At 62.6% G+C, this 18,674-nt stretch carries 19 protein-coding genes and 1 pseudogene; 16 read left to right on the top strand and 4 right to left on the bottom strand.

Annotated features, from left to right (window positions below):
* Positions 1 to 6 precede the first annotated feature (6 nt).
* The 8 genes and pseudogenes from AC1RR3_RS00690 to AC1RR3_RS00655 all read left to right on the top strand — a co-directional run bounded on the left by AC1RR3_RS00690 (position 7) and on the right by AC1RR3_RS00655 (position 7,229).
* Positions 7 to 1,167, top strand: coding sequence for an FAD-dependent monooxygenase (locus AC1RR3_RS00690; RefSeq protein ID WP_492818336.1), 1,161 nt, complete (start codon positions 7 to 9; stop codon positions 1,165 to 1,167).
* A complete protein-coding gene (locus AC1RR3_RS00685) occupies positions 1,167 to 2,411 on the top strand; it encodes a flavin monoamine oxidase family protein (protein WP_492818334.1) in 1,245 nt (414 codons plus the stop codon). Before AC1RR3_RS00690 ends, AC1RR3_RS00685 begins: the two co-directional genes overlap by 1 nt.
* 124 nt (positions 2,412 to 2,535) lie before the next feature.
* Positions 2,536 to 3,219: pseudogene (locus AC1RR3_RS00680) on the top strand (dihydroorotase); the annotation flags it as partial.
* Between the two features lie 136 nt (positions 3,220 to 3,355).
* Positions 3,356 to 3,805, top strand: a complete 450-nt coding sequence (locus AC1RR3_RS00675; protein WP_492818332.1) for a type II 3-dehydroquinate dehydratase — start codon at positions 3,356 to 3,358, stop codon at positions 3,803 to 3,805.
* On the top strand, positions 3,805 to 4,740 hold the full coding sequence (locus AC1RR3_RS00670) for an NAD(P)-dependent oxidoreductase (RefSeq protein ID WP_492818330.1): 936 nt from the start codon (positions 3,805 to 3,807) through the stop codon (positions 4,738 to 4,740). Before AC1RR3_RS00675 ends, AC1RR3_RS00670 begins: the two co-directional genes overlap by 1 nt.
* On the top strand, positions 4,694 to 5,404 hold the full coding sequence (locus AC1RR3_RS00665) for a glutathione S-transferase (protein ID WP_492818328.1): 711 nt from the start codon (positions 4,694 to 4,696) through the stop codon (positions 5,402 to 5,404). Before AC1RR3_RS00670 ends, AC1RR3_RS00665 begins: the two co-directional genes overlap by 47 nt.
* A gap of 193 nt (positions 5,405 to 5,597) precedes the next feature.
* Positions 5,598 to 6,191: a hypothetical protein gene (locus AC1RR3_RS00660; protein ID WP_492818326.1), complete on the top strand. Its 594-nt coding sequence runs from the start codon at positions 5,598 to 5,600 to the stop codon at positions 6,189 to 6,191.
* Between the two features lie 66 nt (positions 6,192 to 6,257).
* Entirely contained in the window at positions 6,258 to 7,229 is a 972-nt protein-coding gene (locus AC1RR3_RS00655; RefSeq protein WP_492818324.1) for a LysR family transcriptional regulator, read from the top strand.
* 29 nt (positions 7,230 to 7,258) lie between these two features.
* Here AC1RR3_RS00655 and AC1RR3_RS00650 read toward each other — a convergent pair whose 3' ends face one another.
* A complete protein-coding gene (locus AC1RR3_RS00650; protein ID WP_492818322.1) occupies positions 7,259 to 8,146 on the bottom strand; it encodes a class II aldolase/adducin family protein in 888 nt (295 codons plus the stop codon).
* A gap of 73 nt (positions 8,147 to 8,219) precedes the next feature.
* Here AC1RR3_RS00650 and AC1RR3_RS00645 point away from each other — a divergent pair, with 73 nt between their 5' ends.
* The 4 genes from AC1RR3_RS00645 to AC1RR3_RS00630 are packed head-to-tail and all read left to right on the top strand — an operon-like array spanning position 8,220 to position 11,960.
* Entirely contained in the window at positions 8,220 to 9,236 is a 1,017-nt protein-coding gene (locus AC1RR3_RS00645) for an extracellular solute-binding protein (protein WP_492818320.1), read from the top strand.
* Complete coding sequence (locus AC1RR3_RS00640; protein WP_492818318.1) at positions 9,233 to 10,309, top strand: ABC transporter ATP-binding protein; 1,077 nt, start codon at positions 9,233 to 9,235, stop codon at positions 10,307 to 10,309. Before AC1RR3_RS00645 ends, AC1RR3_RS00640 begins: the two co-directional genes overlap by 4 nt.
* 5 nt (positions 10,310 to 10,314) lie before the next feature.
* Entirely contained in the window at positions 10,315 to 11,160 is an 846-nt protein-coding gene (locus AC1RR3_RS00635) for an ABC transporter permease (protein ID WP_492818316.1), read from the top strand.
* 2 nt (positions 11,161 to 11,162) lie between these two features.
* Positions 11,163 to 11,960 carry an ABC transporter permease gene (locus AC1RR3_RS00630; protein WP_492818314.1) on the top strand — a complete coding sequence of 266 codons (798 nt, stop codon included), beginning with the start codon at positions 11,163 to 11,165 and terminating at the stop codon, positions 11,958 to 11,960.
* On the opposite strand, the gene AC1RR3_RS00625 is transcribed toward AC1RR3_RS00630, so the two are convergent.
* From AC1RR3_RS00625 to AC1RR3_RS00615, 3 genes are read right to left on the bottom strand one after another with little or no spacing between them, the layout of a single operon-like run.
* On the bottom strand, positions 11,957 to 12,379 hold the full coding sequence (locus AC1RR3_RS00625; RefSeq protein WP_492818312.1) for a RidA family protein: 423 nt from the start codon (positions 12,377 to 12,379) through the stop codon (positions 11,957 to 11,959). The two genes, AC1RR3_RS00630 and AC1RR3_RS00625, sit on opposite strands and share 4 nt — an antisense overlap.
* A 56-nt stretch (positions 12,380 to 12,435) precedes the next feature.
* Positions 12,436 to 12,954: a flavin reductase family protein gene (locus tag AC1RR3_RS00620; protein WP_492818310.1), complete on the bottom strand. Its 519-nt coding sequence runs from the start codon at positions 12,952 to 12,954 to the stop codon at positions 12,436 to 12,438.
* Entirely contained in the window at positions 12,951 to 14,468 is a 1,518-nt protein-coding gene (locus tag AC1RR3_RS00615; RefSeq protein WP_492818308.1) for a 4-hydroxyphenylacetate 3-hydroxylase family protein, read from the bottom strand. Before AC1RR3_RS00615 ends, AC1RR3_RS00620 begins: the two co-directional genes overlap by 4 nt.
* 255 nt (positions 14,469 to 14,723) lie before the next feature.
* Here AC1RR3_RS00615 and AC1RR3_RS00610 point away from each other — a divergent pair, with 255 nt between their 5' ends.
* Genes AC1RR3_RS00610 through AC1RR3_RS00595 form a run of 4 tightly spaced genes read left to right on the top strand, consistent with a single transcriptional unit; the run spans position 14,724 to position 18,642 of the window.
* Entirely contained in the window at positions 14,724 to 15,530 is an 807-nt protein-coding gene (locus tag AC1RR3_RS00610; RefSeq protein WP_492818306.1) for a phosphate/phosphite/phosphonate ABC transporter substrate-binding protein, read from the top strand.
* A 22-nt stretch (positions 15,531 to 15,552) separates the two neighbouring features.
* Positions 15,553 to 16,230: a DUF1028 domain-containing protein gene (locus tag AC1RR3_RS00605; RefSeq protein WP_492818304.1), complete on the top strand. Its 678-nt coding sequence runs from the start codon at positions 15,553 to 15,555 to the stop codon at positions 16,228 to 16,230.
* Entirely contained in the window at positions 16,143 to 17,381 is a 1,239-nt protein-coding gene (argE, locus tag AC1RR3_RS00600) for an acetylornithine deacetylase (protein ID WP_492818302.1), read from the top strand. Before AC1RR3_RS00605 ends, argE begins: the two co-directional genes overlap by 88 nt.
* A gap of 28 nt (positions 17,382 to 17,409) precedes the next feature.
* Complete coding sequence (locus AC1RR3_RS00595; RefSeq protein ID WP_492818300.1) at positions 17,410 to 18,642, top strand: M20 family metallopeptidase; 1,233 nt, start codon at positions 17,410 to 17,412, stop codon at positions 18,640 to 18,642.
* Positions 18,643 to 18,674 lie beyond the last annotated feature (32 nt).

Genomic DNA, 18,674 nt, shown 5'->3' with positions numbered 1-18,674 from the left:
TCTACTATGGAGATGATATTGAACGCCGCCCCAAGCGAGGCATTCCCCGTCGAGAACAGGCCCTGCGGCCACGGCAAGGCCGTGATCGTCGGCGCATCGCTGTCCGGTTTGATGACCGCGCTGACCCTGTCGCGCGGCGGCATGGACGTGACGCTGCTGGAGCGGTCGGAGGCTTCCGGTCGGACGGGCGCTGCCCTCCAAGTGGAGCACGGTCTCCTCGAAAGGATCACGGGGGGCCCTTCAGCACCACAGAATGCTTTGGCCCATGGCGTTCAGACATGGACGACGGTCCATGCCAGCCTCCGCGCGACCGTCGAGATGGACCCGAACATTACGCTTCATCAGCACACCACGGTTGATGGTGTCGGGCAGGACAGCGATTGTGCCTGGGCGACCACATCCGACCGCCAAACCGTCCGGGGCGATATCCTCATCGGGGCCGATGGCCACCGCAGCGTAGTGCGCCGCAGCGTCTCGCCTGGGAAATCCGACGCGACCTTCGCTGGCTACGTGATCTGGCTAGGCGTCACCCCCGAAGCCAGGATCCCGCCGCGTGGACCCTGGCCTCATGACGTCGCTTTCCTGGAGGCTACGGACGGCTGTCTCCTCGGCTACCCGCTGCCAGGCGACGACGGTTCGGCCCAGCGCGGTTCACGTCAGCTCGGCTGGGCTTGGTACGATGCGAGCCGGAACGGACTGCTCAGAGACAAGGGGTGCGTGGTCGGCTCCGTTGTTCACCATTCCCTTCGATCCATCGACATCCCTGATCAGACTTTTCGGGAACTGGCCGATGAAGCCCGCGAACGGTGGCCGACTCCCTGGCTTGACGCCATTCTAGACTGCATCGCGCGACGCGCGGTCATTGGCACCCCCATCGCCGAGTACGTTCCTGAGCGGCTGGCAAACGAGCGTATCGCTCTTGTCGGAGACGCGGCGCACGTCCCGACGCCGATGACGGGCAGCGGATTCAGCGCATCGCTGAACGACGCCGAGGCTCTTGCCCAATCCGTCATGGGTGGTGTGTGCGGGCCCAGGGCCTCGCAGGCGCTTCGAAGGTACGAAGCCATCCGGCTCAACAGCGCTCGAGGTCTGGTGCGGTCCGGACAGCAGTTCAGTCGCGCCTTTGCCGCGCGTGACGACCGGAGCATCGTGCAGGTGCTCGCCTGATGAGTACAAACGTCGATGTCGTAATCATTGGCGGCGGGGCGGCCGGAATCGGCGCCGCCCGCCGGCTGGTACAAAGCAAACTCTCGATACTCTTGCTTGAGGCGAGCCCTGGCCTAGGCGGTCGCGCCTTGACCCTCGAGCTCTCGGGGCTCGCTCTCGATCTCGGCTGCGGCTTGCTGCATTCGGCGGATCGTAACGCGTGGTCCATGATCGCCGAAGCCGCCAGGATTACCATCGACCGGCGGCCTGAGGCTTGGGGGACTCAATACCGCGATCTCGGCTTCACGCCGGCTCAGCAGGCCGCGGCCAGGCAGGCTTATGCTGCCTGGATGCAGCAGCTCGGCTCCACGCCGCCGGCGAGCGATTGCGCGGCTGACGCCCTGGCGCCGGATGGTGAGTGGAACCCCTACATCCGAGCCATCGGCGGCTTCGGTAGCGGCGCGAGCCTGGAGCGGCTCTCGGTCATCGATTATATGGCCTATGACAAGGCCTCGACGCGTCGTAACTGGCGAGTGCCGATCGGCTACGGCTCGCTGATCGCGAGCAGCTTTCCGCCGCGGGTGGCGCTCCGCCTTGCAACCCCCGTTGAATCCATCGACATCGAGCCCAAGGGGGTGAAGGTCACGACGCCCGTCGGCGTTGTTCGGGCGCGGGCCGCCATTCTCACCGTCTCAACTGCCGTATTGGCCGGCGAGGCGATCAGGCTTCCAATCGAGCTTGACCCATGGCGTCATGCCGCCAGCTTGCTGCCACTGGGACGAAACGAGAAGCTCTTCCTGAAGATCGCCGGCAGGAGTCCCTTCGCATCGGAGACCGCGGTGTACGGTAACCCACGCGAGGCCCAAACGGGCGCTTACTATATCCGTCCCTTCGGTTGGCCGGTGATCGAGAGCTTCTTTGGCGGCGACGGCGCGCGGTTGGTGGAAGAGGCCGGTCCTGCGGCGGCCTTCGATTATGCCATCGACCAGTTGAGCGCCCTGTTCGGGTCGGGCGTTCGCCGTACGCTGCGTCCGCTCGCTGCGTCGAGCTGGGGGCGGATGACTCGTGTGGGTGGTGCCTACAGCTACGCGCTGCCCGGGCACGCGGCGGCCCGCCGAGCGCTCGCGCAGCCCTTCGAGGAACGGTTGTTCTTCGCCGGTGAAGCGACCAATCCCCAGGATTTCTCGACGGCCCACGGCGCCCACGACAGTGGTGTGCGCGCAGCAGATGAGGCCATCGCAGCGCTGGCGTTCCGCCCGGTCTGACGGTCCGCAGCGGCTGGCAGTATGTCCAATTCCGGCGCACCGCGCAGCTCGGCTGGATGACGGAGGAAGGCCGGCAGCCGACATACATGTAACATTGCAGCGTTCGCTATTCTGAGGTGTACGCGGCAAGAAGACGGGCGGCTCCGCGCATATCGTGCATTGTTCGGTGGGGAGAGGCTATGACCTGTGTGAAAGCTACCGCCGGCAAGGCTTCGACACTACGGTCGAGGCATGCATTCACTATCTGACGCTGGACGAGGAGAACGATGTCTCGCGTCTGGTCGGCAAGGCCAAGATCAACCCGCCGATCCGGCCGCGTGCCGAAGTGGAGGCGTTGTGGCGGCATCTTGCCGCCGGCCACATCACCGTGGTTTCGACCGATCACGTCTCCTGGTCGGAGGATCGCAAGAACAATCCGGACATGCTGAAAAACTCGTCGGGGGCGCCCGGCCTCGAAGTTCTGTATGCCCTTCTGATGAAGGGGCTGACGGAGCGCGATCTCGATGTTAGCCACGCAGCACGGCTGCTCGCCGCGAATCCGGCGCGTCTGTTCCGCATCGGCAACCGGAAGGGTGCGATCCAGCCGGGACGCGACGCCGACCTGGTGATCATGGCGCATGATCCGCATCGCTACGATCCGTCAGCGTCCGGCAACAATTACGTGAGCTGGAGTCCCTATGAAGGACTCGAACTGCCGTATCGTCCGATCGCCACCTATCTGCGCGGCCAGCCGATCTTCGATGGCACGACGGTGAGTGCGGACGCCGGAAGCGGGACTTTCGTACGGCCGGCCGTTGTTCGGGCCTGAGGACAACTGCAAGTGTAAGTGCAAGGCGATCATTCCGATCGGAATGGTCGCTTTTGCTTCGTTGACCTAGAAGATCAAAATTCCCGAATTGCTCATGTGCCCAAAGCTGCTCTGATGAAGGCAGGAAGAGGTGCGCATGTCGGAACATCGAACCATCTACATTCTCAACGGACCCAACGCCAACCTGTATGGCCTCGATCCGAAGGGCGCCTACGGCCCGGACAGTTTCGCATCGCTCGAGCGCCGATGTGTCGACGTCGCAGGCGAACTGGGCTTGCAGCTGCGGTTTCTTCAGTCCAATCATGAAGGTCAGCTGGTCGACTGGATTCAGGAGGCGCGCGGCAACGCCGCGGGTCTGGCGATCAATGCGACGGCCCTGACCTATACGTCGATCTCGATCCTGGACGCACTTTTTGCCTTCGGCGGACCGATCGTCGAGGTGCATATGGGCAATATCTGGAAACGCGAGCCGTTCCGCCATCACTCCTATGTCTCGCGTGCCGCCACCGGCATGGTCGCGGGATTTGGCGTGTTGAGCTACGAGATGGCACTGAGGATCCTTGCGCAAACGATCGAGACGCACTGATGCCGAAGGAGATCATGCTCTTTCACAGCGCGTATCACCGATACGTCGACTGGAAGGCTGCGATCGAGGCAGAACTTCCCGACATCGAGCTCCTTCAGGCCGACGACATTCCTGACCCGAGCCGCGTGCGTTATGCACTGGTCTGGAGCACGCCGCCGGGATTGTTGAACGGGTTTCATGCGCTCACGCTCATCGTCAATCTGGGCGCCGGCGTGGATCACATCGTCGATCGCGTCGATCTGCCCGATGTGAAAATCGCACGCCTCTCCGATCCGGCGATGGTGCGGATGATGGCGAGCTACGTGACCTTTGCCGTCTTGCGCTATCTCCGGGACATTCCCGAATGCGAGGCGCAGCAGAAGGAGCATATCTGGCGATTCATTCATCAGCGCAATGCGGAGACGTTCAAAGTCGGCATGCTCGGTCTCGGCGAACTTGGAAGCCATGCCGCATCCGAGCTTGTGCGTCATGGACTGGATGTGCGGGGCTGGTCGCGCACGGCCAGGACTGTCGAGGGCGTGGCATGCTGCCATGGCCTGTCGACGCTCGACGGCTTTCTGCGGGATCTGGATGTCGTCGTGCTGCTGCTGCCGCTGACGGAGGCGACACGGAGGATCCTGGACCGCCGTCGCCTGCGGTTGTTGAAGCGCGGCGTTAGAATCGTCAATCTCGGCCGCGGTGCGCTGATCGAGGAAGATGCAATGATTGGGGAGATCCGGAGCGGTCATGTCGGCGGCGCGACGCTCGATACCGTGGAGCAGGAACCGCTTCGCGACGATAGCCCGCTGTGGGATCTTCCGAATGTGTTGATCACCCCTCATCTGGCCTCACGCCCGCATCCGGAAGCCGCGGCGCGCCAGATCGCTGACAACATACGAGCCGTCCGGAATGGACAACCGATCTCCTTCGAGGTGGACCGCAGCCGCGGCTACTAATGGGCAAGCGGCCATCCCGCCGATGCGCAGCCAATCAGTCAGGAACATCAATATGCAGCTCTACCACGCGCCAACATCTCCTTACGTTCGCAAGGTGATGGTCGCTGCCCACGAACTCGGGATGATCGATCGCATCCAGCTGATCCCGCTTCCGGCGGCGGCACCGCTGACACCGTCCATCGCCACCGCGCACAATCCGTCCGGCAAGGTGCCGACGCTCATCCTGGACTCAGGGCAGGCGATCTATGACAGCCCCGTCATTTGTGAGGTACTCGAAGCCGAGGCCGGCGCGCCGGGCGCGCTGCATCCGCTGGAGCCGCAGACCCGATGGCGGGCGCTCACCGTGCAAGCGCTGGCCGACGGCATGATCGAAGCCGCCATTCTCGCACGTCAGGAAAACACGATGCGGCCGGACTCGCTCCGTTGGGCTGAATGGTCCGAATTCCAGCTCGCCAAGGTCGGCGCAGGTCTCGCCCGGCTCGAACAGACAGCGCTGCGCAACGACGCCGCAGGCATCGCCGAGATCGCTGCGGCCTGTGCGCTTGGCTATCTCGATTTTCGGTTTGCCGCATTGGACTGGCGCCAGACGTGCCCGGCTTTGGCCGCCTGGTTCGGGGCTTTCGCGCTCCGGGCGTCGATGGTGGCAACCGAAGCGCCCAAGTAGAAACCGGCAAGACGTCAGCCGTCGTCAGCCGCGTTGCCCTAGATTTGGGCGAAAGCGGCGGCCCAATGACTACGATATCCGCAACAGATGATCTCGATACTGATTATAGTTGTCAGCATACCCGCATAAATGGCGGCATCGAGATAGGCGCTCATGGTGGTGTGCGAAGGCTGGACAGGCGGGCGGGACGACATTGCCGAGCAACGACGTCAAAACAGCTGACCGACCGATCGACAGCAGGCGGCCGTACGATTGCACGCCGGCTGAGATCCTGTTCGTGACCTTGTTGCAGGTGATCGTCACGTCGCCGCTGAATGAAGTCTGGCAGCGGTCGTCGGTGCGGCCGGCGCTTTCATTGATCGGCCTGTGCCTGGCCTTGCTGGCAATAAGCGCGGTCGCGGCCCGACGCGTCAGCCTGGCCGCCGGCCGGTTCGAGATCTTGATGGCCATCGCGATCGTCATTGCCGTGCTTCCCCATCCGCTGATCCGCGCCATGCAAACAGCTTCCACTATCGAGATGCAGTCTTTTGCGGCCGTTTCGCTGGCCGCAATGAGCGGAATTTTGTTCGGATCCATAGCGGATGACTTTCGCAGGATGGGTGTCCCGGCGGGGGACGGCCGGCGCGCGGACGGTGTCACGGCGCTGATCCCCGGCGCGATCGTTCCTGCCTTGATTATTTGTTTCTCACGCGGCGTGTGGCCCGATGCGCTCCTCTGGTATGTGACCGCTCTCGCGCTGGTGATGGCGCTGACGACGGTGGCGGCGGAGACATCGGCAACGTCGTGACGACCTGAATGGCTATGATGGCCGATCGAAGCGGCGCGCTCGATCGGATTGCGGACGAGGACGGATATGCGTTTCACATTCAGGCAGCTGGAATATTTCGTCGCAGCCGGCGAGACCGGCAGCATCACGTTGGCGTCGGAGCGGATCAACATCTCGCAACCGTCCATCTCGACAGCGATATCGCATCTGGAACAGGAACTCGGCGTGCAGCTCTTCGTGCGGCATCATGCGCTCGGCCTGTCCCTGACATCCGCCGGCCGTTCGATGCTGCGCGAAGCCAAGCAGGTGATCGAAAGAGCAGAAGGCCTGTACAACGTCGCCTCTGAGGCCGGTGAGCAGATCAGGGGACGGATCGTCGTCGGGTGCCTGACGACACTCGCCCCGATGATCATGCCGGAACTCACACATACGTTCACGACGGCCTATCCCGGTGCGGAAGTCCGTCAGATGGAGGCGAATCAGGAAAGGCTGCTCGATGGCCTCAAGCATGCTGAAATCGACGTCGCCATCACTTACGATCTTCAGCTCACGGAAGGAATCGCGTTTACCCCGCTGGCTCGCCTGCCGATGCACGTGGTGGTGGGAGAAACCCATCCGCTGGCCAAGGAGCCGGCGGTGACGCTCGGCGATCTCGCGGGACTGCCCTTCCTGTTGCTCGATATGCCGCTGAGCCGCGAATATTTCCTGGCGATGTTCATGAAGGAAGGGCTCCAGCCGACGATTGCCGCGCGGTCCGAAAATCAGGAAGTGATACGCACTATGGTTGCCAACGGTTACGGTTATACGCTGGCGAATGTCCGGCCGCGATCCGATCTTGCGCTTGACGGGCGCCGCGTCGTGCGCGTGCGCCTGGCCGGTGACCATCGACCCATGGTCGTCGGCGCCGCGACCCTTGCGCAACTATCCGGGTCTCGCCTGGTCGGCGCCTTCAAGAACTATTGCCACGCGTGTATCTCGGATTCATACATTCCCGGCATGATCGCGCCCGATTCCGAACGGTGGGTGCGACGCCTTCCGGCGGAGGCCGGGACAAATTGATATCTGCCGAGCGCGCTTCACCGGCTGCATCAGGTCGCGTAACCGGCGTCCTGCCGATCGAGCACCCGTCTCATCTCGGAGAAATGCGAAAGGCTGGAATGGGCGACATGCGCCCAGGCTTGCGCGGTCTTCTCCGCAATATCATCCGCCAACATGCGTATCGGCCGACCGGCCGCGTAAGCGAGCATCAGCGTCCGGCATGCGCGTTCGAAATGATAGATCGTATCGAATGTATCCTCGATGCTCGCCCCGATGACGATCACGCCGTGATTGCCGAGCAGCAGCGTCTTCCGGTCGCCGAGTGCGCGAACCAGCCGCAGGCCCTCCTCACGCGCGTCGGCCATGCCGCCATATTGCAGGTCGAGCGAGACGCGCCGGAAAAATCGCGCCGTCGTCTGGTCGATCGGCTTCAATTCGGGGTTTTCGAGGGTTGATAGCGCCGTCGCATAGGGGGAGTGCAGGTGCATCACGCAGCGGGCATCGGGTATCATCGCATGGATCGCTCCATGGATGTGCCACGCGGTCGGATCGGGCGCGTCTGCGCGGTTCATCGTTTCATGGTCGTCGGCGTCCAGCAGCACGAGGTCGCTCGCCTTGATCAACGAGAAATGGCGCCACTTCGGGTTCATCAAGAAGCGTTTGCCATCATTTGATGCAGCGACGCTGAAATGATTTGCAATTCCCTCGTGCCAATCGAGATGAGCTACCATCCGAAACGAAGCGGCCAGATCGACGCGCAATTTCCATTCATGATCGTTCATCTCGGTCTCCGCGTGATTCGACCGCGTCGCTCGCGCGATGCGGCTTTCGGTCGATGAGAACATGCACCCGGGGGAGACGCGGACAACGATAAAAATCAAAACTAGGCTTTGCAAAATACAGGGCGGCGAGACCTGCGAAATGCTGGCGCGCCACAAGCCGATATGTTGCGATGAGCTCGCAATCGCATGTCACAGCGATCGAAACGTGAACCTCAACGGAGATCTTCGAATGCGTCCTATCGTGAAGCGTAGCATCGCGGTTGTCTTCGCCGCAACGTTCGGCATCACAGCGAACGCGGCATTCGCCGCGGATCGCGAGGTGACGGTGCAGGCGTGGGGCACTGCATGGGAGCAGGGCCTGCAGCAGGTCGCCACCAATTTCGAGAAGAAGACCGGCATCCATGTCGTTCCGGTTACGCAATCGGGCTCGGCCGACGGCTATGCGCGGTTGCAGGGCATGCGCGATGCGCCGAAAATCGACGTCTGGTTTACGACGTCCAGCTTTGCCGCGCGGGTGGCGGGCGACGAGAAGATGTTCAGCAGGATTCCCGCTGATAAATTCACCAATCTCGGCTCGCTGGTTGCCGGCGGAAAGACCGATACCTGGGTCGGCGCCTATTACTATCCGCTCTCGATTATCTATCGTCCAAAGCTGCTGAAGACGCCCGTCAATACCTGGACCGATCTCTGGAAGCCGGAATTCAAGAGCTCGCTCGGCATTCCTGAAGTCCAGACCTATCAGGCCCGCATGTTGCTGCTTGCCGCGCTCACCCATGGCGGCGGAATCGACAATGTCGAGCCCGGCTTTGCCGCATTGAAGGCGCTGAAACCGAATATCGCAATGTTCTACGGTTCGGATTCCGATGTGCGCCGTGCGCTCGCGCAGGGCGAGATCTCGGCGATCGTGGGGCCACCGTCGCAAGCCAAGCCGCTGCGCGATGACGGCGTCGACGTCTCCGTGATGACGCCGAAGCCTGCGGTGATGATGTTCGACGTCATGACGCTGGTAAACACGCCGAGGAAGGAGATGGCGGCGCAGTTCATGGACTTCGTCATTTCCGAGGAGTCCCAGAAGATCATTTCGTCGATGTTCGACATGGGTCCTGTCAATCACAAGGTCTCGCCGTCGCCCCAGCTTGCGGCGGTGCTGCCGGCCGAAGCCGATCAGGTCACGTTCGACGAAGGCAAGATCAATGCGAATGTCGCGGCCTGGAATGAGCGTTTCAAGGCCGAGATTGCCCGATGACGGCGACCGTCGCTCTTCAGGGGCCGATGCTTGAACTCGTCGGTCTCAGAAAGTCTTTCGGCGACACCGAAGTGGTGCGGGAGATCTCTCTCGAACTGCCGCGGGGTGCCCTGCTCACCTTGCTCGGACCTTCCGGATGCGGCAAGAGCACGTTGCTGCGCATGATTGCCGGATTCGTCGAACCGAGCAGCGGGCATGTGGTCGTGAACGGGCGCAGCGTGACCAATCTGCGTCCGGAGCAGCGGCCGACCGCGATGGTGTTCCAGAGCTATGCGCTGTTTCCGCATATGACGGTGTTCGACAATGTCGCCTTCGGTCTCAAGCTGCGCAAGCGCGAGAAAGCGGAGATCAGGCGCAAGGTCATGGACGTGCTGTCGCTGGTGCGCATGGACAGTTTCGCCGCCCGCTATCCGGGCGAATTGTCGGGCGGGCAGCAGCAGCGCGTCGCATTGGCGCGCTGTCTGGTGCTGGAGCCTGAGATCCTGCTGCTGGACGAGCCGTTCGGTGCCCTCGATCGGCAGTTGCGCGACCAGATGCAGACCGAACTGCGCAAGCTCCAGAAACAGCTCGGCGTCACCATGCTGGTCGTGACCCACGACCAGAACGAGGCGCTGGTTCTGTCCGACATGATCGCCGTGATGAATGGTGGGCGGATCGAGCAGTGCGGTGCGCCGGCCGATGTCTACGACCGGCCGCAGAGCCGCTTCGTCGCCTCATTCATGGGTGTCTCGAATATCATGGCCGGCGAACAGTTTCGCGAGGGCACCGAGACCCGTTTCCGCCTTCCGAACGGCCAGTCGCTCGGCCTGCACGAGGCGGATGTCGGCAGGCCGGTGACCCATGTGGCGGTGCGGCCGGAGAATCTGAGTTTCGTCGATCCCGCCGATCCCGGCGCCGCGCTGGTCGGCGATGTCGTTTTTGCCAGCATGATCGGCAGTACCATGAGCTACGAGGTCGACGTCGGTATCTCGACAATCTCCGTGATCACGCCGCGTCTCAAGGATGGCCCTGCGGTTGGCAGCAAGGTCGGTCTGGCAATGCCGCATGACGGCGTCATCGCGTTGCACGGATGAGATCGATGCGTTTGCTTTTGCTGCCGGCCACCGTGATGGCCGCCGTTTTCTTCGGCGCCTTCACCGTCTTCGCGGGCGTCGGCTTCATGCATTCTGCAGCCGGGACGCCCGGCTATGTCGGCCCGTTGACACTCGACAACTACGTCCGGTTTTTCACCAGTCCCGGAGGGCTCGATGTCTTCGTGACGACGATCGTTTTCGCGGTTCTCCTTACGTTGGCCAGTATCGTGCTGGGCTATCCGACGGCCTATGTGATCGCGCGATCCTCGTCGCCGCTGCTGCGCAACCTGCTGCTTGGCGCACTGGTCCTGTCGTTCCTCACCGGCAGCATCAGCCGGGCCTATGGATGGCTGATCATTCTGGGGCGCCGGGGACTGGTCAATGACATCCTGCTCGCGGCGGGGGTCGTCGATCGGCCTGTCGCACTGATCTACAACAACACCGGCGTCTTCATTGCGCTGCTGCATTTCACGCTGCCGTTTTTCGTGCTGACAGTGTTCGGCTCGATCCGTTCGCTCTCGAGCAGGGTCGAGGAAGCCGCGCGGGATCTTGGCGCATCGGCATATCAGACGTTTGTGCGGATCACATTCCCGCTCACGCTTCCGGCCGTCGTCAGCGGCGCGACGCTGGTGTTCGCGATTTCCATGAGCGCCTTCGCATTCCCGCTCTTGCTCGGCGGAGGCCGCGTCCGGCTCGCATCGAACTATATCTACGACCAGCTCTATGTTTCCTTCGACCTGCCCTATGCGGCGGCGGTGGCAACCATATTCCTGATCGTCTCGCTCATCTGCCTCACTTTCATGTTTGCCCTTGAGCGCCTCACTGCGCGCGTCATCCGGCGAGGTGCTTGACCATGAACCGCTCCGTCACCAGCTGGCCCTGGATCGCCTTTTGCGGCATCATCCTGCTGTTCGTTCTATCGCCCACGGTATTTACCGCCTATTATTCGTTCGGAACGTCGAAGTATTTTCAATTCCCGATCCAGACCTATTCGACGAAGTGGTACGCGATCTTCTTCGAGTCCACCAAGTTCCAGAAGGCACTGGTCAGGACCGCGATCCTCGCAACCATCGTGACGCCGCTCTGTGTTCTCGTCGCGCTGGCGACGGCGCATGCGATGGCGCATGGCGCGAAACGCGCCAAGCAGATCCTGGACGCGATCGCCTTGTCGCCGCTCATCGTGCCGGGGGTGGTGACCGGCATCGCCTTTCTCAGCCTGTCCCGGCTGATCGGGCTGGAAATGGGGCTGGCGCGCATGGCCATCGCCATGCTCGTCGTCTGCTTTCCATTCGCGCTGCGCGCGATTGCGGCTAATTATCAGAATATCGATCCTGCGACAGAGGAGGCTGCGCGCGATCTCGGCGCCGGGCCGTTGCGGACCTATCTCAAGGTCACGCTGCCGCAATTGAAACCGGGCCTGCTGGCGGGATCGGTGTTCGTGTTCGTCGAAGTGATCGACAACTTCTCGGTTAATGCCTTTCTGACCGACCTCAGCAGCGACACGTTGTCGATCGCCGCCTATCAGCACATTCGGGACTTCGACGATCCGCTGGTGGCCGTGATGTCGACCTTGCTGTCGGTCCTGACCCTGATCGCGGTTCTGCTGGTGCAGCGCGTGGTGGGTCTGGATCGGGTCGTCAAGGCGCACTAGCGCGCCGGCGCGTCGGGGATCACGGCCATGACGTCGATTTCCACCAGCCATTCCGGGCGGGCCAGTGCCGACACGACCAGGCCTGTGGAGACCGGATACACCCCTTGCAGATGGGCGCCGACGACGCGATAGACGCTTTCGCGATAACGCGGGTCGGTGATGTAGATGGTGATCTTGCAGATGTCCTGCCGCGCGGCACCGGCCTCCGTCAGCAGCGTCGCTATATTGCGCATCGCCTGTTCCGCCTGACCGGCAGCATCGCCGATGGCCACGCTCTCGCTGCTGTCGAGATCCTGGCCGACCTGTCCGCGCAGGAACACCATGGTGCCGCGGGCGACAACCGCCTGGCAAAGATCGTTGTTCAGCGATTGGTTGGGATAGGTGTCCCTGGTGTTGAAGGGGCGAACACGTTGATTCATGTGAAGCCCGGAAGGTTGGAAGGGAGAGAAAAGTCGCTCGGACTGGTCGCCGCGCGTCAGGCGATCAGCGGCGCATGGCGCCCATATTGGCGGTTGGCATAGATCAACGGTGAACCCGGGCCGCTGCTCGCGACATCCCAGACATGGCCGAGCACCACCAGATGGTTGCCGATGGTCTGTGATGACGCGACCCTGCAACTGAAAGCGACCAGAGCGCCCTCGATCATCGGGCATCCGAACCCATCCAGTGCGAAAGCCACGTCGGAGAATTTGTCACTGCCCGGAGCGAGCGACCGGCCGGCAAACCGGTCGGACGTCGCGTGCTGGTCGTCGCGCAGTACGTTGACGCAGAAGATCCCGTTCTGCAGGATCGGACGCGCAGCGGCGCTGCGCTCGTTGACGCAGACCAGCAAGGTCGGGCGCGGCGTGTCGGCGGACACCGACGCCATCGCCGATACCGTCAAGCCGTGCCGTCCGGCAATGCCATCGGTGGTGACAATGTTGACGGTGCAGGCCGCGTTGCTCATTCCCTCCAGGAAGTTGTCACGCAAGGCCGAAGCGCTGGCGGGCATCATGCGCGCTCCCCCGGCGTCGCCTCGCGAAGCGCAGACCATTGGTCGAACGCCTTGTGGCCGAGGGGCTTCCCGCTGCTCAGCCGCTCCGACAGTCCGGCGGCCTTGTGGGTGAAATCGAGGGCGCCATCCCAGTCGAAGTTGCGGTAGACGGCCCCCAGATGCGCATAAGGCGGCGATTGCGCGAACAGCTGGAATGTCAGGCGATGGCCGGCATAGTCAGAATTGAGCAGGTCGCGCGCGAAAGCCAGCAGTTTGCGGCGATCCTCCGACTCCCAGTCCTCATTGACCGAGTAGAACTTCTTCAGCCAGGGCTGCGTCTCGGGCGCGGCGAAGGACGCGTAATCCGGCGTCACGCAGATCTGGCCCCCGCAGAGCTCACGTGCGATGTGCATCATTTCGTGAAGCTGCGAACAGGCCAGCACGCGTCCGGTATAGAGCAGCGACTGGTTCGGCATCATGAGGCCGCCGGGGCTGCGCTCCGCCAGCGCGATCGAAGCCGTCAGATGGGCGTTGATGCCTTCCCGATAGACCGCGAGCTGGGCGAGCTTTTCCTGCACGGCCTGCTGCTTGTCGAGGCCGGTCTGTTTCACATTGTAGAGCGCTGCCCCGATCATCAGGTCGGCCAGCTTGATGTTGCGCTGGATGAAAGGAAATGCGGAGTAACGGTGCAAGGTCGAGCGGATATAGGTCGCGGCCCGGGTGTGCCGGTAGAACAACACGTTCTCCCAGGGGATCAGCACATTGTCGAAAATCACCAGCGCGTCGACCTCGTCGAACCGGTTGGCGAGAGGGTAGTCCTCCGCGCTGGCGCGGCCGGCGAAGCCGGTGCGGCAGATGAATTTCAGATTGGGCGAGCTGAAATCGCAGATGAAGCCCACGGCATAATCGGACAGAGCGCTGTTGCCCCAATTGGCGATGGTCGGCTTGGTGAAGGCCTGGTTGGCATAGGCGGCCGCCGTCTCGTATTTTGCGCCACGGACGATCAGTCCGGCGTCGGTCTCCTTGACGACATGCAGCAGCATGTCGGGATCCTGTTCCTGCGGCGGTTTGGAGCGGTCTCCTTTGGGATCGGTATTGGCCGAGACGTGGAAAGGGTCGGTGCGCAGCACCTGACCGATGTGGTTGCGGATATTGACGGAGAATTGGGGATCGACCTCGTTCAGCACGTCCTGGCCGTCGAAGAGCGACCACATCTCGCCCTGGGTTTCGTCGCCGACGCGGGTGACGATACCGCCGACCTCATTGAGCAGCGTATCGGTTGCGCGGCGCTTGTCCCACCAGTCCTGCTGGGTATAGGGAAGCTTGGCGATAACGGCGTTGCGTTCGCCGTCTGCTTCATAGGTCATCACATCGCGCGTCGCGGCGACATGCTGCATGTCATAGAAGCGCGCCCGGATGTCGATCAGCGGCTTGAACGTGTGATGAAGGGTCACGTCCTTGACGCGTTCTCCGTTGACATAGACTTCTCGCCCATCGCGAAGCGAGTCCCGATACTGTGCGCCCGTGCGGATCATAATGGCTCCAATGGTTGGCTGGCTGGGCGCAATATTGGGCAGTCGGAATCTCAAAGGGAAATATGCGTTTCTGGTGCGTTGCTTTCGAAAAGCGTAGGCGCGTTCGGGGTGCGCGGGCTTCAGAAATCGTGAGGCATGGAACGGAAGAGGCTAATTTAACCGCGACTTGTTTCGGTGCAGGTTTGTTCGTAGCCAGCCGGGGGCTGTGAGGCCCGTCGAGAGCAGAGGCAGCCTCCACAACCTGACGAGCAACCTGTGCGCACCGCCAGTCTACCGATGTATAGTTTTGGCAAGCTGGAAGCCGCAAACCGCGCTTTATGGTCGTTCATCGGCGAACGGCTGCAGCGGCATGGAATCGATGTCAGTGACGTCGGCTTCGATGCGGGACGCAAGGCCGTGCCGGATGGGATCGGGCCGGACATCTTCCTGACGCAGGTCTGCGGCTATCCACTGTTCAAGAAGTTCCGCGATCAGGCCCGGATGCTCGCGGTGCCGTGCTATCGCTGGCCTGGTTGCAACGGGCCGACCCATCGCGCGTTTTTTCTAGTTCGCGCGGGTGACCCCGCAGCAGGGCTCGATGCGCTTCGCGGCCGCGTCTTCGGATGCAATAGCCGCCTGTCGAATTCCGGGATGAACCTGCCGCGGTTGACATTGGCGCGGCGCGGCGTGACCGGTGCTTTCTTCTCCTCCGTCGTCATGACCCAAGGTCACCTCGACAGCATCAAGCAGTTGCTTCGGGGCGATATCGACATGTGCTCGGTCGATTGCGTGACATGGGGGCTGCTGACCGAGCAGGAGCCCGATCTCGCGACAGGGTGCCGGGTTCTCGATGAAACCGTTGCAAGTCCGTCGCTGCCGTTCGTGACCTCGATCGACACGCCGGATGCAATTGCGGAACTGATGGCATCCGAGCTTCATGCCTGGGTGCGCGAGCCCGCCGCTGCGCCGATCAGGGACGCGCTGGGCCTGACGGGCTTCGCCGTTCCCGACGTGGATGCCTATGAGGAGCTCGCGCGCTTCGAACGGGAAGCAGCCGAGCGCGGATATCCCGAGATTAAGTGATGCCGAGGCGGAGAAGTGGCAGATGACATTCAGTATCGTGGCGCGATGTGCATCGACCGGCATGTTCGGAATGGCCGTCTCGTCGTCGTCGCCGTCGGTGGCGGCACGATGCGCCCATGTTCGCAGTGGTGTCGGTGCCTTTGCGACGCAGAATTTCACGGATCCAAGCCTTGGCAAACGGGGCCTGGATCTGATCCAGCTTGGCGCAACAGCGGCGCAGACGATCGACGTCGTATCCGGCACCGCCAATGACGTCGATTACCGGCAGCTGGCAGCGATTGGCCACAACGGCCCGCCTGCAGTTTTCACCGGCGTAAAATGCATGGAGCTGACAAGCGAGGCCATGTCGGCGGATGCCGCGGCGGTCGGCAATCTGCTGGCATCGGCATCGGTCCCTGGCGCGATGATCGAGGCTTTCGAGGCGGCGCGCGGCCATCTCGCCTTCCGCCTGATCGCTGCCATGCGCGCCGGGCGCGACGCCGGTGGTGAAATCGAGGATGTCCGCTCCGCCGGCGTCGTGGTGGTGCATGAACTGCCCTGGCCGATCGTCGATCTGCGCATCGACTGGACGTCCGGCTGTCCGATCGATGACTTGAGCGGGCTCTGGAACGTATGGGAGCCGCGCATGCGCATTTACATGGCCCGTGCGCTGCAGCCGGCCGATGCGCCTGTGACCGACACCGAAGTTGTCGCGCCGTGAATAAGCCCGACAGTCTCTCCATCCTCCGCGATCTGGTGTCGTTTCCGACGGTGAGCAGCGAATCCAATATCGCCCTGATCGACTATGTGTGGGAATTCCTTCTGGATCTCGGCATCCAGGCAAGGACCGTCCTGAGCGAAGATGGCCAAAAGGCCAATCTTTACACGACCATCGGCCCCGCCGCGCGCCCCGGCATCTTGCTGTCGGGGCATACGGATGTCGTGCCGGTGATCGGCCAGGACTGGAAGGAGGATCCGTTTGTCATGCGCGTCGAGGGCGGCCGCGCCATCGGCCGCGGAACCACCGACATGAAGGGATTTCTCGCCTGCGTGCTGCGGGCAACCACCAGTCCGGCGATCGCAAGACTGCAGCGCCCGCTCCACATAGCTTTCAGCCATGACGAGGAAATCGGCTGCGTCGGTGTGCGGCGGCTGTTGCCCGATCTCGCCCGGCTCGAATGCCCCCCGTCGCTGTGCATCATCGGCGAGCCGACAAGGATGGCCCTTGTCACCGCGCATAAGGGAAAAACGATGGGATCGATCCGGTGCCGTGGCGTCGCGGGGCATTCCAGCGATGCCGATCGCGGCGTCAACGCGATCATGATGGCGAGCGACATCATCCACGGGATCGGCAAGCTGCAACACGAATTGCGTCACGCGAAATCCTGCGATCCCGATTTTGCGGTGCCTTTCACCACCGTTCACGTGGGGCGGATCGACGGTGGCACGATCCTGAATGTCATTCCGGAACATTGCCGGTTTGACTTCGAAATCCGCAACATCCCGGGCGATGATCCGGCTGAGATCCTGCAGCGCCTGCAGGGGATCGCGAGCGCCGCGGCGGCGCGTTATGCGAACCGTGCGGCCGAGGTCGATGTCGAAATATCGAACGCCTATCCCGCGCTCGGTCCCGAGCCGATGCAGAACGTATCCAACCTTCACGATCTCGCACCGCTCGCCCAGCCGCCGAAAGTATCGTTCGGAACCGAGGCGGGCCTGTTCGCCAAGGTGCTCGGCGTCCCCGCGATCGTGTGCGGTCCCGGAAGCGTGGAGCAGGCCCACAGGCCGGAAGAATATATCGAGATCGCGCAGCTCGATGCCTGCGATGCGTTCCTGGACAAGCTTCTCGCGACGCTTGGGGAAGACGCCTGACCTGTTCAACTGACATTGGATTCTTGAGATGAATGCGAAAGCCGACCACGCCGCGTCGCTGGTGACCCGCGAGGAACTGATCCAGATCGCGACCGATCTGGTGGCGATCCCCAGCTTCAAGGGCGAGGAAACGCCGGTCGGCATGTTCATCGCCGACTGGTGCGGGCAGCGCGGTTATGCCGTGGAGATCGACGAGGTCGAGCCGGGCCGCAAGCAGGTGATCGCCACGCTGAAGGGATCCGGCGGAGGTCGCAGCCTGATGCTCAACGGCCATACCGATATCAATTCGCTCACCCGCGGCTGGGATCGCGATCCGTGGTCAGCATGGGTCGAGGGCGACAAGCTTTACGGGCATGGCGTGCAGAACATGAAGGGCGGGCTGGCGACGATCATGGTTGCGGCCGAGGCTGCCCGACGGTCCGCTGCGCCGCTTACGGGTGATCTCGTCCTCGCTTTCGTTGTCGGGGAAACGCAGGGCGGCGAGGGCATGCACCATCTGATGGAGCGTGGCTTTCGGACCGACATGGCGATCATTGCGGAGCCGTTCGGCGCGAACAATATCGCGACCATTCATAGTGGCATCGTGCATTTCGCCATTCATGTCTATGGACGTTCGGGACATCTCAGCCGGCGCGAGGATACCGTCCATGCCGTCAACAAGATGGCCGAAGTGCTGACGCGCCTCGACGACATCGGATTCTCTTGCGCGCCCTATCCGGCGCTGCCGGCGCTTCCGCGGCTCAATGTCGGCAGCATCATCGGCGGCAGAGGACCGGACTATCTGTCCGAGCCGCCCTATGTCCCCGACTACTGCACGATTGTCGTCGATGTTCATTTCGTTCCGGGGCAGACGGTGGAAGATGTCATCGCCGATGTGTCCGGGGTGCTCGACGGGATCAAGAGCGAGGATGCCAACTTCAACTACGGGATCGAGATGCCGCCTCCGGCATGGATCAAGGGGCGCCGCCGCCTCGTCATGGATCCCGTCGATGTGCCGGCCGATGCGGAAGTCGTGCGCGTAATCGCTGACGCCTATCAACGCGTCTCCGGCAAGGCGATCGACCAGATCGGCGCGATCCTGCCGACCTCATATTCCGCCTGCGATACGTCATGGCTGTGCAAGGCCGGCATTCCGTCGGTGAATTACGGCCCGCTCACCGAATTCGCATCCGCAGGTCCCGAAGGTGCCTGCGTGGTGATCAGTGAAATGGAAACTGTTGCAAAAGTGATGGCCCAGGCGGCGCTGCGTGTCTGTGCCTGATGGCCGCGCGCACTGACGGCCGCGAGGGATTC

The organism is Bradyrhizobium sp. GW821-FHT13H05, from assembly GCF_058804065.1.
The sequence above is the reverse complement of the archived record's forward strand: the minus strand, read 5'-3'. Positions and strand labels throughout refer to the sequence as shown.

Bases quoted from the DNA above. Each gene is read 5' to 3' on its own strand.
- AC1RR3_RS00605 (WP_492818304.1), top strand. From the start codon at position 15,553: ATGACATTCAGTATCGTGGCGCGATGTGCATCGACCGGCATGTTCGGA.
- AC1RR3_RS00685 (WP_492818334.1), top strand. From the start codon at position 1,167: ATGAGTACAAACGTCGATGTCGTAATCATTGGCGGCGGGGCGGCCGGA.
- AC1RR3_RS00620 (WP_492818310.1), bottom strand. From the start codon at position 12,954: ATGATGCCCGCCAGCGCTTCGGCCTTGCGTGACAACTTCCTGGAGGGA.
- AC1RR3_RS00670 (WP_492818330.1), top strand. From the start codon at position 3,805: ATGCCGAAGGAGATCATGCTCTTTCACAGCGCGTATCACCGATACGTC.
- AC1RR3_RS00655 (WP_492818324.1), top strand. From the start codon at position 6,258: ATGCGTTTCACATTCAGGCAGCTGGAATATTTCGTCGCAGCCGGCGAG.
- AC1RR3_RS00675 (WP_492818332.1), top strand. From the start codon at position 3,356: ATGTCGGAACATCGAACCATCTACATTCTCAACGGACCCAACGCCAAC.
- AC1RR3_RS00690 (WP_492818336.1), top strand. From the start codon at position 7: ATGGAGATGATATTGAACGCCGCCCCAAGCGAGGCATTCCCCGTCGAG.
- AC1RR3_RS00615 (WP_492818308.1), bottom strand. From the start codon at position 14,468: ATGATCCGCACGGGCGCACAGTATCGGGACTCGCTTCGCGATGGGCGA.
- AC1RR3_RS00640 (WP_492818318.1), top strand. From the start codon at position 9,233: ATGACGGCGACCGTCGCTCTTCAGGGGCCGATGCTTGAACTCGTCGGT.
- AC1RR3_RS00625 (WP_492818312.1), bottom strand. From the start codon at position 12,379: ATGAATCAACGTGTTCGCCCCTTCAACACCAGGGACACCTATCCCAAC.
- AC1RR3_RS00645 (WP_492818320.1), top strand. From the start codon at position 8,220: ATGCGTCCTATCGTGAAGCGTAGCATCGCGGTTGTCTTCGCCGCAACG.
- AC1RR3_RS00595 (WP_492818300.1), top strand. From the start codon at position 17,410: ATGAATGCGAAAGCCGACCACGCCGCGTCGCTGGTGACCCGCGAGGAA.
- AC1RR3_RS00665 (WP_492818328.1), top strand. From the start codon at position 4,694: ATGGACAACCGATCTCCTTCGAGGTGGACCGCAGCCGCGGCTACTAAT.
- AC1RR3_RS00630 (WP_492818314.1), top strand. From the start codon at position 11,163: ATGAACCGCTCCGTCACCAGCTGGCCCTGGATCGCCTTTTGCGGCATC.
- argE (WP_492818302.1), top strand. From the start codon at position 16,143: ATGGGAGCCGCGCATGCGCATTTACATGGCCCGTGCGCTGCAGCCGGC.
- AC1RR3_RS00635 (WP_492818316.1), top strand. From the start codon at position 10,315: ATGCGTTTGCTTTTGCTGCCGGCCACCGTGATGGCCGCCGTTTTCTTC.